Origin of the sequence: Vibrio sp. nBUS_14, from assembly GCF_051201655.1 — a bacterium.
Taxonomy (GTDB): Bacteria; Pseudomonadota; Gammaproteobacteria; order Enterobacterales; family Vibrionaceae; genus Vibrio.
In genome coordinates this window covers 1,006,917-1,023,316 of the sequence record NZ_CP179207.1, presented here as the reverse complement: position 1 = coordinate 1,023,316, position 16,400 = coordinate 1,006,917, and the positions used below count along the sequence as shown (strand labels likewise).

At 41.8% G+C, this 16,400-nt stretch carries 15 protein-coding genes and 1 pseudogene; 4 read left to right on the top strand and 12 right to left on the bottom strand.

The features are described from left to right. Positions 1-74: 74 nt before the first annotated feature. The gene (locus ACMAZD_RS22270; protein WP_435247248.1) at positions 75-836 is read right to left on the bottom strand and encodes an IS5 family transposase; all 762 of its coding nucleotides are present in this window, start codon (positions 834-836) and stop codon (positions 75-77) included. Between the two features lie 1,160 nt (positions 837-1,996). On the opposite strand from ACMAZD_RS22270, the pseudogene ACMAZD_RS22265 reads away from it, so the two are divergent. Both ACMAZD_RS22265 and ACMAZD_RS22260 read left to right on the top strand, forming a co-directional pair. Continuing rightward, positions 1,997-2,479, top strand: a pseudogene (locus ACMAZD_RS22265) (GGDEF domain-containing protein); the annotation flags it as partial. A gap of 96 nt (positions 2,480-2,575) precedes the next feature. Then, positions 2,576-2,884 (top strand): hypothetical protein, encoded by a 309-nt coding sequence (locus tag ACMAZD_RS22260; protein ID WP_435249519.1) that lies wholly within the window; start codon positions 2,576-2,578, stop codon positions 2,882-2,884. A 247-nt stretch (positions 2,885-3,131) separates the two neighbouring features. Here the strand turns inward: ACMAZD_RS22260 and ACMAZD_RS22255 are convergent, their stop codons facing one another. The 9 genes from ACMAZD_RS22255 to ACMAZD_RS22215 form a co-directional block, all read right to left on the bottom strand. After that, complete coding sequence (locus tag ACMAZD_RS22255; protein ID WP_004731009.1) at positions 3,132-3,284, bottom strand: YoaH family protein; 153 nt, start codon at positions 3,282-3,284, stop codon at positions 3,132-3,134. Between the two features lie 41 nt (positions 3,285-3,325). Beyond that, on the bottom strand, positions 3,326-4,456 hold the full coding sequence (locus ACMAZD_RS22250; protein ID WP_435249518.1) for a conjugal transfer protein TraF: 1,131 nt from the start codon (positions 4,454-4,456) through the stop codon (positions 3,326-3,328). Positions 4,457-4,506: 50 nt separating this feature from the next. Next, positions 4,507-5,394, bottom strand: coding sequence for a DUF2861 family protein (locus ACMAZD_RS22245; protein ID WP_435249517.1), 888 nt, complete (start codon positions 5,392-5,394; stop codon positions 4,507-4,509). Continuing rightward, the gene (gene vxrB, locus ACMAZD_RS22240) at positions 5,394-6,053 is read right to left on the bottom strand and encodes a response regulator transcription factor VxrB (RefSeq protein ID WP_435249516.1); all 660 of its coding nucleotides are present in this window, start codon (positions 6,051-6,053) and stop codon (positions 5,394-5,396) included. Before vxrB ends, ACMAZD_RS22245 begins: the two co-directional genes overlap by 1 nt. Beyond that, complete coding sequence (gene vxrA, locus ACMAZD_RS22235) at positions 6,028-7,524, bottom strand: sensor histidine kinase VxrA (protein WP_435249515.1); 1,497 nt, start codon at positions 7,522-7,524, stop codon at positions 6,028-6,030. The genes vxrB and vxrA overlap by 26 nt, the downstream gene beginning before the upstream one ends. Before the next feature lie 243 nt (positions 7,525-7,767). Continuing rightward, positions 7,768-9,147 carry a Re/Si-specific NAD(P)(+) transhydrogenase subunit beta gene (gene pntB / locus ACMAZD_RS22230; protein WP_435249514.1) on the bottom strand — a complete coding sequence of 460 codons (1,380 nt, stop codon included), beginning with the start codon at positions 9,145-9,147 and terminating at the stop codon, positions 7,768-7,770. Between the two features lie 10 nt (positions 9,148-9,157). Next, complete coding sequence (gene pntA / locus ACMAZD_RS22225) at positions 9,158-10,705, bottom strand: Re/Si-specific NAD(P)(+) transhydrogenase subunit alpha (protein WP_435249513.1); 1,548 nt, start codon at positions 10,703-10,705, stop codon at positions 9,158-9,160. Between the two features lie 299 nt (positions 10,706-11,004). Next, positions 11,005-11,286 carry an HlyU family transcriptional regulator gene (locus ACMAZD_RS22220; protein WP_435249512.1) on the bottom strand — a complete coding sequence of 94 codons (282 nt, stop codon included), beginning with the start codon at positions 11,284-11,286 and terminating at the stop codon, positions 11,005-11,007. A 40-nt stretch (positions 11,287-11,326) separates the two neighbouring features. After that, the gene (locus ACMAZD_RS22215) at positions 11,327-11,695 is read right to left on the bottom strand and encodes a late competence development ComFB family protein (RefSeq protein ID WP_435249511.1); all 369 of its coding nucleotides are present in this window, start codon (positions 11,693-11,695) and stop codon (positions 11,327-11,329) included. Positions 11,696-12,032: 337 nt separating this feature from the next. On the opposite strand from ACMAZD_RS22215, the gene ACMAZD_RS22210 reads away from it, so the two are divergent. Further along, positions 12,033-13,274, top strand: a complete 1,242-nt coding sequence (locus ACMAZD_RS22210) for a GGDEF domain-containing protein (RefSeq protein ID WP_435249510.1) — start codon at positions 12,033-12,035, stop codon at positions 13,272-13,274. 183 nt (positions 13,275-13,457) lie between these two features. Here ACMAZD_RS22210 and ACMAZD_RS22205 read toward each other — a convergent pair whose 3' ends face one another. Together ACMAZD_RS22205 and ACMAZD_RS22200 are read right to left on the bottom strand one after the other, a co-directional pair. Next, on the bottom strand, positions 13,458-14,468 hold the full coding sequence (locus ACMAZD_RS22205; RefSeq protein WP_435249509.1) for a Solitary outer membrane autotransporter beta-barrel domain: 1,011 nt from the start codon (positions 14,466-14,468) through the stop codon (positions 13,458-13,460). A gap of 78 nt (positions 14,469-14,546) precedes the next feature. Next, the gene (locus tag ACMAZD_RS22200) at positions 14,547-15,518 is read right to left on the bottom strand and encodes a GGDEF domain-containing response regulator (protein WP_435249508.1); all 972 of its coding nucleotides are present in this window, start codon (positions 15,516-15,518) and stop codon (positions 14,547-14,549) included. A 131-nt stretch (positions 15,519-15,649) separates the two neighbouring features. Between ACMAZD_RS22200 and ACMAZD_RS22195 the strand changes: the two genes are divergently transcribed. Continuing rightward, positions 15,650-16,087 (top strand): DUF3069 domain-containing protein, encoded by a 438-nt coding sequence (locus ACMAZD_RS22195; RefSeq protein ID WP_004731036.1) that lies wholly within the window; start codon positions 15,650-15,652, stop codon positions 16,085-16,087. Positions 16,088-16,400: the final 313 nt, after the last annotated feature.

Sequence of the window (16,400 nt, the reverse complement as noted above, 5' to 3'; positions counted from 1 at the left end):
TCTCATTTTTTATAAATGGACGAAAATCATATTTTTCTACTAGGGCGTGTTGATCTTTGCTGTACATTCCGTGTTCAACAATACATCGGTAGCCACATTAACATGAATGCCAGTGATAACATGCTGGCATAATTCCTTTCTAGCTTGTCATATCTACTTGAAATAGCTCGATAATGCTTAATTCTCCCAAAGGCATTTTCGACCAAGTGACGATACTTGTATAGACACCAATCCATACTGTCTTTGTCTATATCTTGTCCGTAATTGCGTTTAGCAATTACTGTTTCTCCGCCACGTTCCTTAACAAAATTACGGAAAGGTTCGCTGTCATATCCTTTATCACAAACGATGGTATTAACTTCATCGAGTTGCTCAACTAAGCTTTCGGCATGCACTATATCGTGGCGTTGTCCCTCTGATAAATCAAAGCAAATCGGCAGGCCACCACTATCTACAGCTAAGTGAATTTTGGTTGAGTTGCCCCCGCGACTTTTTCCTATTTGCTCTGAACTTTCAGTAGCTGCACCTGTACTATGCTGATGCGCTCTAACTATAGAGCCATCAAGAAATACCCATTCAAAGTCAGCCATGCTAGATAAGCTTTTGAAAAGATTATCTAAAATCCCTTTCTTTGACCAAAGATTAAATCGTCTGTAAACGGTACTCCACTCTCCGAACTCAGAGGGTAGATCTCGCCAAGGAATACCTGTTCTCATTCGATAAAGTATTCCTTCAAATGTCATTCGATGTTCAGTTTTATCGTAAATACGACCTGTACTTTTCATAACTTGGAGTAGCAGTTCCCAGCGAATATCAGTTAGCATTGTTCTTGGCATGGTATTGGTTATGGTTTTACTTTTGGCGAAGCAAATTATAACTCTTTACCATGCTGTTCAAAAAACACTCACGAAAGATCAACACGCCCTAGTTCAGTCGCAATCAACATAAGAGCTTCATATATATAAATATTTACATTTGTGAGAAACCTATCACTGCTCTATTTGGGTTGTACTGATTATTTAAACATTAGTGCAACAAATTTTACATAAGAAGCCATAATGCGCAGTCTTGTTGTGAGCCTAATGTAGTAATGTTATTATTTTCTAGAGATATTCTTATCATCGTTTCCGCTTAAACCCTTAATACAACTGGCGCCTCAAGCATATTGAGTTCACAAGCCTTCTCTAAACGCTCTTTTAACTCAATAATTATACGTGTGGCCAACATCTACATGATTCGTTTACACAAGCCGATCAACGAGAACATTTGTTCTGTCTGACTTACATCTTCTTGTACTCATTATTCACCGCGCTGTATGTAAACCTTGTGGGCATTGCTGTCGTTTCTTTTTCAGATTTCACACACGCAACCGTGTTTCTTGTTGGCTGCATACGTTGAATTCTGTTTTGAATTATCCACAAAGCCAGTTAAGTTTCTCACACGAGCTAGTCTGTAAGTTTCCATGCTGAGTTTTTAAACCCAACATACAGCTCGCTCTAAGTTTGTACTTGTTGGTTAGATTATTCGATTACTCTGTGTTCATCAGAACTACGTTATGTCATGAACAGACATGTTCGAGTCGGTTAAGTCACTTTACCGCAACTCACAAACAATCACGCTCGCGGTTACTTGACCTTAGATCATCGTTGGAATGGATTTAAGATACACTTTGACCCTGCCACCTTATTCACGCCTGAACGACGCGAGTTTGTTAATTACAACAAACCGAGCCACTTCAAATTTAACTGCATAAATATACAGTTAAATTATTACCCTCGTAAAAACCGCACTTATTGAGCAAATAGCATTCAGAATCAAGGGCTGCGTTTAATTTTTACACTTGAATTTGGTCTAATAGTTCGATTTCCTATATAACCGTCAATTCTGGATCAATTTTGGGTATAGCAATTTTATCAATGCTAGTGCTCTAATCTCCGACTGTGCGAACTCTAAGGTATTCCGCATTGAATTCGGGTCACGTGTACGGGTTAACATCATGAGCGACAAAACATTCCGCAAACTCAACATATTCCTTTCGGTTTTGTTACAGTGTGACCTTTAGCGAACCTATAGCTTACCCTTCTGTGAAATTAAATTCGTTATGTCGACACAAGGTAAAGGGATCGATCTCTCCACGTTCGATTCGGTCACCATTAATATGGATTACCAAGGCCAGGAAGACCCAAGGTTTCGCTTCTACATTCGTAATTACGACAAGAATTACAGCGTGAAAGGCGATGCTATGTCGAACAAGTTCAATCGCTTAGACTTCTCGTTACCAGATAAGATTTAAAATACTTCAACGTCCCTTTTTTGGTGGATTGAACATGACAACCAACCTATTACTAGCAGCTCGGTAGACATTAGAAACGCGGTTTCTGTTGGTCTCTGGCTTGGAGCGAACAAGCTTGCTAGGTATCATTCACTTAAGATCTCGAGCATTGTTTTCAACGGTAATGTCATCAGCAAAGCTTTGTTGTCTTATCAGAGTTCTTATAGACACGGACACCTCTAAGCGCACTCTCATCACCAGTAACAACACAACCTGTAATAACGTCATCAATGGCATTCGCGCATGTTGATACGTATCATTCTGAATCGCTCTATAAACATCTCTTCCTGCGCCTCTATGCTTCCTAAGCACTTGTTCTTAAGTTCACATATTTGGCGAGTAAAGCTTGCTCTATGCGGTGGTAAGTTACTCGCGATACCGGTTTTGAACATTACCGTCGTCACTTATCTCGCACTGTTACTGTTTTTAGATGAAATCCTCATTTGTCTGCTTCTGAACATTCACGCACTCGTATCCGCTAAAAATAGAAGTCACAACGTCACTATCCTTAAAAAACGCTATATATTGAACCACTTAGACAAGGTGACATAAATACTGACACCTAAAGTGGCAATTTTTTTACTTTCAGATCTTTCTGTAATTTAGTTACAAGTGGAAACCGAGATAAGCCTATAAAGTGGATTACTCCACTGTAAATTACTGAATAATCGCAATTTAATGGTTTTAGTTAGGTCGGAATTTAGGTTAAGTAAAGCGTGGATATGTACGAAATAATATACTGGAGGGCAATATATTTAGTTATAGTGCGCTAAGGTGTTAAAAAAGAAGGGCTGATGCCCTACTCTTCTTTATTACTCATTTCTTCACGAATTTGCTCAGCAACGATTTTGATAGCTTGTGCTGTGCTGATGCCCTGAGTCATCATTTCTTGAATTCGTTCAACAGCTTTCTGTTGTTCTTCGTGAGAAAGGGTTGGTAAGTCGTTTAGCATGCTCTGCTCCTTTATTTAGGAGCAGAACTATATAAGGACTGTTAGTAACTAGCAAGGAAATTGATTGAAGCGCCCATTGCATTTTCGTTCGTGTAGTTAGCACTTAGATCTAACTGGAACAAGTTGAGTGGCGAAATACCAATACCGGCTGTGACTGTTCCTTCTGAATCAGAGTAAGCCAGGTTCTTGTAGTACCCTCCCCTTAACTTAAGCTGACGTAGAAGATCGACTTCGGTACCAATACGAATCATCTGTTCGTTATCATCAAACGAAGTAAACTTCTCAGCTTCATTCAAATCATAATCAACACTCAATGTAAAGTAGTCAGAAACGATACCCGCCCCTACAGTGTAAACAGGCTCCAATTTGTAGGCGTATTGGCCCCCAACTGAATGTCCGGGAACGATTTGTTTTGTAGAGTCTTTTGTCTCGATGTCTCGAGAGATTAAGTTAGTCGCTGCGAATCCAACTCTAAACGGGCCAAAAAACCACAGTGCGCCAGCATCAACGTTAAACGTCGTGTCACCACCACCATTTTCACGTACGTCAGATAAATCATAGTCGTTTACCGACGCAACATAATTGTACGTGTAGATACGCTGGAGTTTTGGTGAGATGCCAAATGATAAGTGCTGCCCCATGAAAGTTTGATACTTCGCTAAGGATATACCAACTTCAGCGACCCCAATTGAAACCGCTTCTACTGACGAACGCTGCAAATTATCCGCGTCACTTCCTGCCGTATACACATTTGGTGTTATAAAACTTTCAGTGTACGCTTTGCCAAATATATTCGCTGCGACAAATTGATTAGGCAGTGCAAAAGCTACGACACCACCTAAGTCAAAGTTAGCTTGATTACCATTAAGTTTCTTCAATCCATCTGTAATATCACTGCCTGAAGCATCAAGCACTGCATCGATGTTTGACTTCATGTCGTTAGGGTCGTTATAGCTACCACCAAAACTTGGCGTGATCATTCCCATATCATCGTTACGACGATAAATAGCAACCAATGCTGGGTTATAGAATGGAGCGGTTAAGAAGTTTGCAGAAACAACACCAACACCACCCATCGCATCACCACGCGCTTCAATGGCGTAGTTTGCTGCTGAAAGAGGAAGACTGGCGAATGCAATTGACGTTGCGAGTAGTTTAGTCGTTTTTTTCATGCCGTTTATCTTTGTTAGATCCCTTACATAGTTAACGGCACAATTTTAAATTACTTTAACTCTTCATCGCTAGAAATATCATAAGTTTTACTGATAGTTTGTGCTTGTTCTATCGCTATGTCACCTTGCCAGCGCGAATGTATCATCGAAACGGCCAAAACGTAGCGATCATTAGGAACTTCCTCAGCACTCAAACTGGTGGGATAATCTGACTCGTAGCTTTTGCCCCACACCTGATCGTAGTGTTCATCGATGTAATCGAACAGACCAACGTCTAACTTTGGTAACGGACAATATGGGTTAAGAAGCTCTTTTTTGTCGATTCTCCAGGTGTCTTTAGATGCCCAGCGAACTTGCTGACGAAAAGTAACGTCACCAAGAATAATCCAAGTACTCCATGAATTACCGCCATCGCTTTTCACACTTAAACGATACAGGCCTGACTCAAGTTGAGATGCTAAATTGTAACGCTTGCGGTATAGGCTCACCGATGCGTTGTTTACCACTTCACTGTCTTTGGTTAGTTCACTGTCCGATGAAACGATCTTATCGACCCACCTCTCGAAGGTAATATCTTGAATGTTGTTTTCGGATTCAACATCAATCGATACGCGAAAAGTATCTCGGCCAGGGCTTTGAATGATGTGTCTTTTAACGACGACTGAACTGATCCAATCTGGGAGGGTATTTCTGGTGAGGGTTTTACCACAATCTTTGTTCAATGCTTGATCGAACAGCTCATTGAGGTGGTCTTCTCGTGATTGAGAAGAGTTGATTTGCCAAACTTCCACTAGTGAATCAAACATCTGAGGTAAGTCATTATTCAACAGGTGTTTATGAACTTGAGTAAGAGTATCGTTACTCTTAAACCAATCTGCTGCTTGCGCGTTATTCACCACGCAAGACAAAAGTAATAGTGGAAGTAAGGTTTTTTTCATTACGCTTTCATCTTGTAACCAACGCCACGCAGTGTTTCGATTTCTAGACCCGCCAGTTTCTGTCTTAATTGCAGAACGTGCGTATCTACCGTGCGTGTTGTTGGGAAATGGTTATAACCCCATACATGGTCAAGCAGCTCATCACGTGTGAAAACACGGCCAAGATTGCTTGCCAAAAATAGCAGTAGGTCGAACTCAGTGCGCGTCAACGTGACTTCGAGTTCATTGAAAAACACTTCACGTGTCGCTTTGTCAATAACAAGGTTCTGAGCAATCACTTTTGATGCATCTTGCTCTTCAGCGTCTGGCAGACGTAACTGCGCACGGATTCGAGCAAACAATTCAGCTTCTGCGAAAGGCTTAGTTAGGTAGTCGTTTGCACCTGAGTCTAGGCCCGCAACTTTGTCTTTTACTGTTACGAGAGCCGTTAACAAAATAACTGGGATGTCTTTCTTTTTCTTCCAACCAGGAAGTGAATCTACTGAGTCACCATCAGGAAGTTGACGGTCTAGAATCACTAGGTCCGCTTGTTCCCAGTAGCCTTCAACTTCAGAGATCAGTTCTGCATGCAAACATTCATATCCAGCTTGCTCAAGGCTAACTAATAAACCGTCAGCTAAATTTTTATCATCTTCAACGAGAAGCAATGTCTGTTTCACAAGGTATCTCCAAAATAAATGTTGTTGGGGGGCCAATAAGCGTCATGTAACCGCCCATTTTTCCGACCATAGATTCCACTATCGTCAGACCTAAACCGAGCCCACTCTTACTTACGAATGGCTTTCTTAATTGTCCCCAATCTTTGCAGGACAAGTCTCCATTATCTATAACTTTGAATGTCAGCTTCTTGTCAGAAGTATTCAGTTCTAATATCACTGGTGCGACACCGTATTTAACGGCGTTTCTGATCAGATTGTCGATGCACGTTCCTAACCAATATACGTTTATTTTTGCAGCAATGTCTTTGTTTATACGGAGTTCAATACCCGGTGCAAGTTCTTCTTCAACTTTATATTGAAGCCACTCTTCGACACTTGGTACCCACTCTGTTGCGAGCGGTTGGTTGTCTGATTGCAAATAGTCTTTACTTGCTTCTGCTAACTGTCTTAAGCGGCGAGTATCTTCACACAGCCGACGAAACTCATCATATACCGATTCTGGTAAGTGTTCGAACTCGCGTCTGAACCCTTCAACCGTCAATGACAAACTTGCAATCGGCGTTCTTAATTCGTGCGTTAGGATTTGAAGAACCAGCATGCGGCTCTTCATCTCTTGTTTCTTACTGTTCCAACGGTATATCGCCCAACCCACCACAAGCATGATATTGGCAAACACCAGTATGTACATCGCGACTTGCAGAAGTTCTGAGTGATCTTCTATCTCCCAACACACGTTACCGCGTTGAACGAAACAACTGTTGCCTTCTGAAGATAAACTGAGCGATAAACCCGCTAATGTAGCATTTTCAGACCAAACCGTTTCTTTGTATAAATAGTATCTGTCGCCGCGTTTAACCCACATTTCGTCACGTTCGACAAACATGCTCGCACCAGCCAACAGTGCCGTAATCGCTTCACTGTCCATATCCTGTAAGCGAGATAACAGTTCATCATGGTCGGCGTTTGGGCGTTCTTGAATATGCATAAAACGTTTCAAAGAGTCGAACTTGTCAGGATACTTCTCTACGTATCGCGCCGCATAAGAACCACCACCCGGGTGAATAAGGCCGCTACGACTAAACCAACGATCAGAAAGCTTAGTGCCTTTACACATTGCGCGAGTAAACACTAAAGGCTCAGTGATTAAAGGGCTAAGTGGTAATTTTCCGCTACACGTCTTAGATAGCTGGTAGAGGCGTTGAATGTCTTTTAATGGGTACTCTGCTGTTTGTGGCAGCATTGAAGACGGCATGATCAAACGTGTTGGATAGTCAGCCTGCAACAATCGAATATCATAAGATTCGATTGCGGTTTCATGATCAAAGAGTTTGGTGAAATTATCGATACGCTCAGGTAAAGAGTCAGCAAGCGCGTTTGCAGACACAGATAACGTAGCGATAAGAAGAGTAAATGTTCTTTTGATGATCACAAACCAACGCAAATTCTCATAGGACAGACAAATATATACCATTCGTTACCAAAGATAAATTTTTAACCGCATGAAAAGTGGTGTGTATTTAAAGTGGTAACGATTGCTAGCTTTAACTGGTCGCTTCACTGAGGTATTTTTCCGTACAATGCCCGCTTCTAAAAGTTAAGGTATCAAACGCACCTACGCGCACATCAACCTCTAAAAATCAAACAGCATCATACGTTAGATTCAAAAAAAGGAGCTCATATGAGCTCCTTAGTTTTACTGCAGAATAATTGCTGTTTATAAATGTTCTAAGATACTTAAGCAGCTTTTTTTCGCATCACCGAACAGCATCTGAGTATTGTCTTTGAAGAACAACGGGTTTTGCACGCCGGCATAACCTGTATTCATAGAACGTTTGAACACGATAACATTTTGAGCGTTCCAAACTTCAAGCACAGGCATACCAGCGATTGGGCTGTTTGGATCTTCCAATGCTGCAGGGTTTACGGTGTCGTTCGCACCAATAACCAATACAGTATCTGTCTCATTAAAGTCATCATTTATTTCGTCCATTTCAAGAACGACATCATAAGGTACTTTCGCTTCAGCAAGCAGTACGTTCATGTGACCCGGTAACCGACCTGCAACTGGGTGGATACCAAATCGAACGTTAATACCTTGGGCTCTTAGCTTCTCAGTGATTTCATGCACTGGATATTGAGCTTGAGCTACTGCCATGCCGTACCCTGGAGTGATGATGACTGACTTAGAGTTTTTCAACATGTCAGCTACATCTTCAGCTGATGTTTCGCGGTGTTCACCCTGCTCTTCATCACCATCAGACACAACCACTTCTTGGCCAAATCCACCAGCAATAACGCTAATGAACGAGCGGTTCATTGCCTTACACATGATGTAAGACAGAATCGCACCCGACGAACCTACCAATGCACCGGTTACGATCAACAGGTCGTTTGCAAGCATGAAACCTGCTGCCGCTGCTGCCCAACCAGAATACGAGTTCAGCATCGATACAACCACTGGCATATCTGCACCACCAATCGATGCCACCAAGTGGTAACCGAAAGCAAATGCGATAAGTGTCATCAGCATAAGAGCAAACATGCTGCCATCCGCTTTAACGAAGATAACCATTAGCAATGTAGAAGCAACGATAGCCGCTAGGTTCCACTTGTGCTTATGAGGGATGTTCAATGCAGACGATGAAATCGTGCCACGAAGCTTACCAAACGCAACAATAGAGCCTGTGAACGTAACCGCACCAATAAACACGCCAAGGAAAACTTCAACAAGATGGATAACGTGTTCTGCGTGCGTTGCCGCTTCTGGTGCGTCAATGTAGCTGTTGTAACCAACAAGTACCGCAGCCATACCTACGAAGCTGTGCAAAATTGCCACCAGCTCAGGCATTTCTGTCATTTCTACTTTCTTCGCGTAGTGGATACCAATACCACCACCGATCACCATAGCAATGATGATCCATACAATACCTGCAGAGTGAGGACCAAAGATCGTTGCGATCAATGCGATTGCCATACCAGTGATACCGTAATAGTTACCTGCGCGAGCAGATTCCTGTTTCGATAGTCCGGCTAAGCTCATAATAAAGAATACTGCAGCTATGATATAAGCTGCTTGTACTAATCCTTCAGACATCTACTACTCCTTAGTCTTTACGGAACATTTCAAGCATACGTTTGGTCACTGTAAAGCCACCAAAGATATTGATACTTGCAATTAATACGGCAATAAATGATAAGAACGTGACAACACCTCTTCCTTGTCCTATTTGCAACAACGCGCCCACAACAATGATCCCTGAAATTGCGTTTGTTACTGACATCAAAGGCGTATGCAGAGAATGACTCACATTCCAAACTACGTAATAACCCACCACACAAGCGAGAACAAAAACGGTAAAGTGAGATAAGAACGCAGCAGGTGCAACCGAAGCAATCCAAGCAAAGGCACCAACCGCCACTGCCATACTCGCCGCTTTCTTAACCGGGGAAACAGGCTCTTGAACTTTTGGTTGTGGCTTAACAGCTTGAGGTTTCGCTTGTTGAGGTTGCGCTGAAACTTGAATTGGTGGAGCAGGCCAAGTGACTTCGCCCGCTTTAACCACAGTAACACCACGAATCACAACATCTTCAAAGTCGATATCGATATTGCCGTCTTTCTCTTTGCAAAGCAGTTTCAGCAAGTTAACCAAGTTAGTGGCGTACAGTTGAGACGACTGAGTCGGCAAGCGACCTACCATGTCGGTGTAACCCACAACTTTGACACCATTAGCTGTCGTGATCACTTTATCAGCAACGGTATATTCACAGTTACCACCATTGGCCGCTGCGAGGTCAACAATCACGCTACCCGCGCTCATGCTATCAACCATTTCTTTTGTAATTAGCTTAGGTGCAGGACGACCTGGGATCAGTGCCGTTGTAATGATGATATCAACGTCTTTCGCTTGAGCCGCGTAAAGCTCTTCTGCTTTCTTGTTAAACGCGTCAGACATCTCTTTTGCGTAGCCATCACCAGCGCTTGTATCTTCTTTGAAATCGACTTCCAAGAATTCAGCGCCCATTGACTCGACTTGCTCTTTTACTTCAGGACGAACATCGAATGAACGAACAATCGCACCTAAGCTACCCGCAGCGCCGATAGCCGCAAGGCCAGCAACACCCGCACCAGCAACCAATACTTTCGCTGGTGGAACCTTACCTGCAGCAGTAATTTGACCCGTAAAGAAACGACCAAACTCATGAGCGGCTTCAACAACAGCACGGTAACCCGCAATGTTTGCCATAGAGCTCAGTGCATCCAAAGCTTGAGCTCTAGAAATACGTGGTACCGAGTCCATTGCCATCACATAAATATTACGGCTAGAAAGCTGTTCCATTAATTCTGGGTTTTGGGCAGGCCAAATAAAGCTGACCAGTGTTGCGCCATCTTTAAGTAACTCGATTTCATTTCTAGACTTGTCAACGATGGGAGCGTTAACTTTAAAGATAATATCGGATTTCCAAGCTTCATCTGCGGTTACAACTTTTGCTCCAGCTTGTTCATAAGCTGTATCATCAAAACTTGCTAACGCACCTGCTTGTGATTCAACACAAACTTTAAATCCTAATTTTAGAAGCTGTTCTACCGATTTCGGCGATGCAGCGACTCGCGTTTCACCTGCGAGTGTTTCTCTTGGTACACCAATTTGCATAGCGATTCCTTGACTATTGGCACAATGACTTATTCGTTTGTATCTAACGACAACTAATACTTCAAGCGTTTTGTTCAAAGAACAGGAAAAGTTATTACTTATAACGATTTGGATGGATTTTGAGCACTTAATTTAGATAAATGACGGCCCTCTCGAATAAAGAGGTCAAACCACCTGCCAGTAATCCTTTTAGTAACAACCTACTAGCTGTTCTTTATCCCTAAAACTAAAAAGAGCTTTCAGCATATACACTGAAAGCTCTCTAAATTATGACCAACATCAACTCTAACCCTAATTGGTTAGCTAAATATATTGTCGTCCATTTGGTCAATGAACATTTGCGATTTTTTCAGCATCAATTCATCGGCGTCTTGTTTGTTTGAAACAACATCAGAACGAATAAAACGATGAGTTTTAATTTCACCGTCGATTTCTTTCTCGATACGACCAGCCACACGGTACTGACCAGATTCTGCAATGGCGTCTTGATAGATATTGAAGCCTTTGTATTCCACTGGCTCAATCTCTACTTTTTGTTCGGTTTTTTCTTTGCCACCAAATAATCTAGAAAAGAATCCCACGTTTTTTTACTCCTTATATGACCGTACTGACTCTAAACTATCACGACTGTTTAGTGTTCAACAATGGCTTTTCATACCATTGCAATTCTACGTCATCGTCAAAATTGTGTTGACTAAATATAACGGGCACATTGTCCGTTCGATCACGTCTTCGTTCCTCAATAATCATGCTTTCTGCATTTTTGAGTGCGATCTCACTATTTCTTTTATAGAGCACTAATTTGTCTTCCGGTAATGCCGAAAGAAAATCAATATCAAAACGGATATAGATAGGTTTCAGCTGGCCCAACGCAAGGCAAGCGAGATCGGCAAGCTGCTCGCTTGTATAACTCGACACATATTCCTCGGTAGCCAGTACATGACCAACAAGCGTTTCCATATAATTGTGTACATCCACACTGATTTGCATACTACACCTCCATTTGTAGCTATCACGACAGATAGTGTTCTAGCCTAATTAGCAACGACCTAAATATTGTTACCTTACTATACCCTACTCATTACTACAGATTTACTAACTGCACGTTAACTAACTATAACGACTAATTAATTTTTCATATATACTATGTAGTCCGTTCTACAGTTAATAGCAACTCAAATACATATAAAAGGGTTGCACCAATAGCGACCTATGACTATGTTTTTGCTCTGATTTACGCAAAAACCTTGGCAATCGCTTGTTTAACCGTATCCTACGTATAAAATTAAATTATAAGATCATCAGTACACTTAGGCTCACCACATAAATGGCATCTTCTTTTGTAACGTCGAGCATGTTTCGACTTTGCTTTCCCTTAATTCTATTAGCAATGTTACTCGTAGGTATGAACAACGTCATTCTCGTGACGGATTCAAACTTAGGGTTTGCTAGCAACCTTCCGTATATTTTATTGAGCGTTGCCGTTTTGCTGTGCCACACATTCAAGCAAGGTCGTATGGCTATGGTGTCTCTCATCATGCTCGTTGCCTATTTGATCATCCAAATCCGCTTACAAACCCCATTAAACACTGGAACTACATTATTGGAGCTGTCTCTGCTGGCCGCTTTAGTACCGGTTACTTGCTTATTGGTATATGCCTTCCCTGATAACGGGGTTAACTCAAAGTCCATGTTCCTTTACGCCTTGGTAGTGGTGCTATTCATGATCTGGGCGCAACTTATTGTTTCTCACTTCCATGCCGGAGGTTTTGAATCATGGAGTGAAGGCATTCTCTTTACCGTTAGAGATTTTTCTAAACTGCCTTTTATTCTGGTGCTCTATAGCCTTTGTTTACTGGGCCTAACGTCGATTTTGGTTTTGGTCTATAACCGCTCTATCGATGTCGTTGTTTACAGCGCGATTTTATTGTCTTCGAGTACCTTCATATTCTTTGATATCCAATACATCTCAAGCACCATGTTCTCTTTATCAGGCATATTGATTATCGTCTATGTAATGTCCGCTAGCCACGATATGGCGTTTAATGACCAGCTGACTAACATCCCTGGCAGACATGCGTTAGAAGTCGATATGAAGCACCTAGGCCGCAAGTATTCGATGGCCATGGTTGATATCGATCACTTCAAAAAATTCAATGATACCTATGGCCATGACATTGGCGACGATGTGTTAAAGCTAGTAGCGCGTATATTAAGAGAAACTACAGGTGGCGCGAAAGCTTATCGTTATGGTGGTGAAGAGTTCACGATCATTTTCAAAGGTAAGAACACTGAGCAAGCCAAAGAGCACCTTCAAGTTCTAATTTCTGAGATCCAGAATTACAATATGATCATTCGTAATACTCACGACCGCCCTGATGACCATGAAGTAGGCATGCAAAAGCGCGGCAAGAATGGCAAACCGACTAAAGTAGTCAATGTCACGGTGAGTATTGGCCTATCTGACAGCACAACAACCAAACAGCCCGAAGAAGTGTTGAAGCTTGCCGATAATGCACTTTACAAAGCGAAAGAAACTGGGCGAAATAAACTGTGCCTTAACAGTTAGGGGATATAGCTAGAAGCTTTAAGGGCTGTGTTAAGTGCTGTGGTTAGGAACTTAATCGCTGTAGCGACAAACGAGCCTCTGGAAGAAGCGTTATATCTTGGTAAAAGCTGTAGCCGCTATAGCGAAAAACAAGTCATTAGAAGAAAGCTTATATCCAAGTAGAAGCTCTGTTTTGATTGAAGCTTAGTCTTGGTTAAAGAAGATAACCAAGCTCCCGCCCTTCAAGCTGCTGCCATAATTGATCGTAAACCCGATACCCACATTATCGACCCAATCATTAAAAAGATTCGGGTTAAGTAGCCAACCTACACTACCCTCGTAATACGAAGTTGCCCCCATAGGAGCAACAGTATCGCCTCCAATATCAATACGTCTGATACTTGAATACATAGACGTGATGTTCTTATCCCAACGTACAAGATCGTAAAAGATCTTTGCCTCGTTGGCGATATACCAGCCTTCAGGGTGACCAATATTACCATTGTTGGCTTCCCCCCATCCGATGCCATTAAAATAGTGCCAACTGGTACTGAGTTTGTATTTTCCCCAGTCATTCCTATCTTCATAAATGAGTTTAATCTTGGGCTCTATGATGTAAGCCCAAGCGTCAGTGTTAAGGTAAACACCATTGAGTTGTTCAGCTACAGGCTTTAGTAGATCTGCACGGTATTCAAAGTCGTTGCGATAATAAGAAATATGGTTACCAATCGCCGAATGGAAACTCCAGTACTCGTCCAATTGTGAGACATTCGCAAACTCAACATAACCCGAAATGACGGTCTCTTTCTCAAAATCAGACACAGTTTCTGATGCGTATTGAACGTCTTTCTCAGTGCGTAATGCTGATAAGCGCAGCGTCACCTCTTGATGGTTATCTTCGATATAAGCGGGTAGCTCAAATGTATAAGGAAGGCTAAGCGAGGTTATGTTTTGTCGACGGCTCACCGAATCATTCGAACCAATGTCTTCATTGTCTAAACGAAACACTTTATTAGGGTCAAAGTTATTGATACCGAATGTAAAAACATCAGTGTCGTTAAGAAGTACACTGGTTGCAAAGTTCTGCTCTATATCCTTACGGAAAAGATCAGACAACTGGTTCGCTTGAACATTGGTAGGAACCGCAAAGTAGAATACAGGGACAATCAGTGTCCAACATGTATTAGCCATAGAAAATGACTTTGAATGTGGCATTTCTCTTATCACATAAAGTACTTCCAAGCTCAAACGCTAATAGAAGTATAAATTCAAATATCCAGAAGAGCTCGCCAACTAGCCTGTAAGCTCCAAAATATTGCGCAGTATAAAGATATTTCTGCCGCTTTGTTTTGCTTGGTAAAGTGCTTGGTCGACCTTTTCATAAATAGAAGCGATCGACTCACCGCCTTCAGGCACGAATGATAGTACGCCTTGTGACGCTGTCACTCTATCTGATACGCTTGAGTGATCGTGGGCATAGTTCATCTCATGCAATGCTTCTTTTATTCGAGTCGCATGTAACTTAGCCGCGGTGCTGTCCGTGTCACTTAAGACCAAAACAAACTCTTCACCGCCATAACGGCCAACAAACTCTCCAGCTCGAACAAACAACTGTTTCAAGGTACTGGCAAGCCCTTGTAGGCACTTATCCCCTTGAATATGTCCGTAATTATCGTTGTAAGGCTTAAAAAAGTCTACATCTAGAAGTATCACTGTCATCGGTATATTACGTCGTCCGTGCCACGCAATGCTCTCTTCAAGCTTAGTATCCATATATCGACGGTTATACAATTTTGTTAAGCCATCTTCATTGGCTTGCTGTTGCAGGAGTATGTTCAATTCTTCAAGTTTCGCTGTGCTCTGTTTTAACTCTCGCCTCATGTGAGCAATACGCTGCATCGCGATCAGTTTTGAATTCAGCACAACTTTGTTAACCGGTTTGATTAGGTAATCATCACCACCTGCATCAATCGCTTTCGCGATCATTTCAGGTTCTTCATGACCACTCAGAAATATGATGGGAACCCATTCGGGGAATTGTATACGAACCTCGTTAGCGACATCAAAACCATCCATATCTGGCATGCTGATATCAAGTAATACGAGTTCAGGATCAAAATCAGAATAGATGTTTAGAGCTTCCTTACCGCTACCTACCGCTTCCACAATGTGTCCCAATTGCTTAAGTCGAATAGCAAGCTGCATCCTGTCTAGTTGAACATCATCAACCAGCAATATGCGCATCGAAGATCCCTTTTCTATCATCACATCACCTTTATCTAGCGTTGAATATTGAAAGTAGCTCAATTTTGGGCTTAATTCATGCCCTAATCTCTATATTATATTGACTTTTTTACAGATCTTTTTAGCATTGTTTCTTTTTAAAGAGAAATACTATGTCAGACGCTACAAACAACGAAGTACAAGAAATCGATTTAACCACTATCTCACCAGAGCTTCGCCAAGTTATCGAATTTGATGAAGTGCCTAAAGAGATGCACAACATGGTTACTTCTATTCATGAGGTGTCTGAAGAAGCTGTGCGTGAAACTTGGAGTAGCCTTCCAGCAAGCGCACAAAATGTTTTGGACAACTTTGAGCAATTCCACGCTCTAATCTCTGTTAGCCAAGCTTTTGCTGGCGTAAACATGATGGAAGAGTTCCCTACTCTTAAACTTCCAGAAGGCATGTCTGATGAAGAAAAAGAAGAGTACCGAGCTCAGCTGCTTGACCAAATTTTACATAACTGTGTAAAAGATATGGCTAAGCAAATCAAGAAAGCACGCCGTGATGCTATTTTGAAGCGTGATTTTAAAGAAGTTTTCATCCGATAAGCCATTCATCTCACCTAAATTTAGGTTGAGTACTTAACGAAAACTTAATGATTAAGCCGTATGTTACTTCAAACATGCGGCTTTTCTGTGCCTGTTGCTTTTTCTATTCGCCACTTACCTGTTTAATCGTCGATATGTCGTTGCGCTTAGTCGTTGCACACATATATGACTTTGCATTTATATCATGTAGCTCAAAACTGGCAGTTATGCCGTATAAAAATGACGGTGTCTCCACTCATAGAATCAAGATCGTATTTTCAGTGCCTAGAACCGACAACATCACGACAATATCGAAAAGCTGACCTTGTCAGAT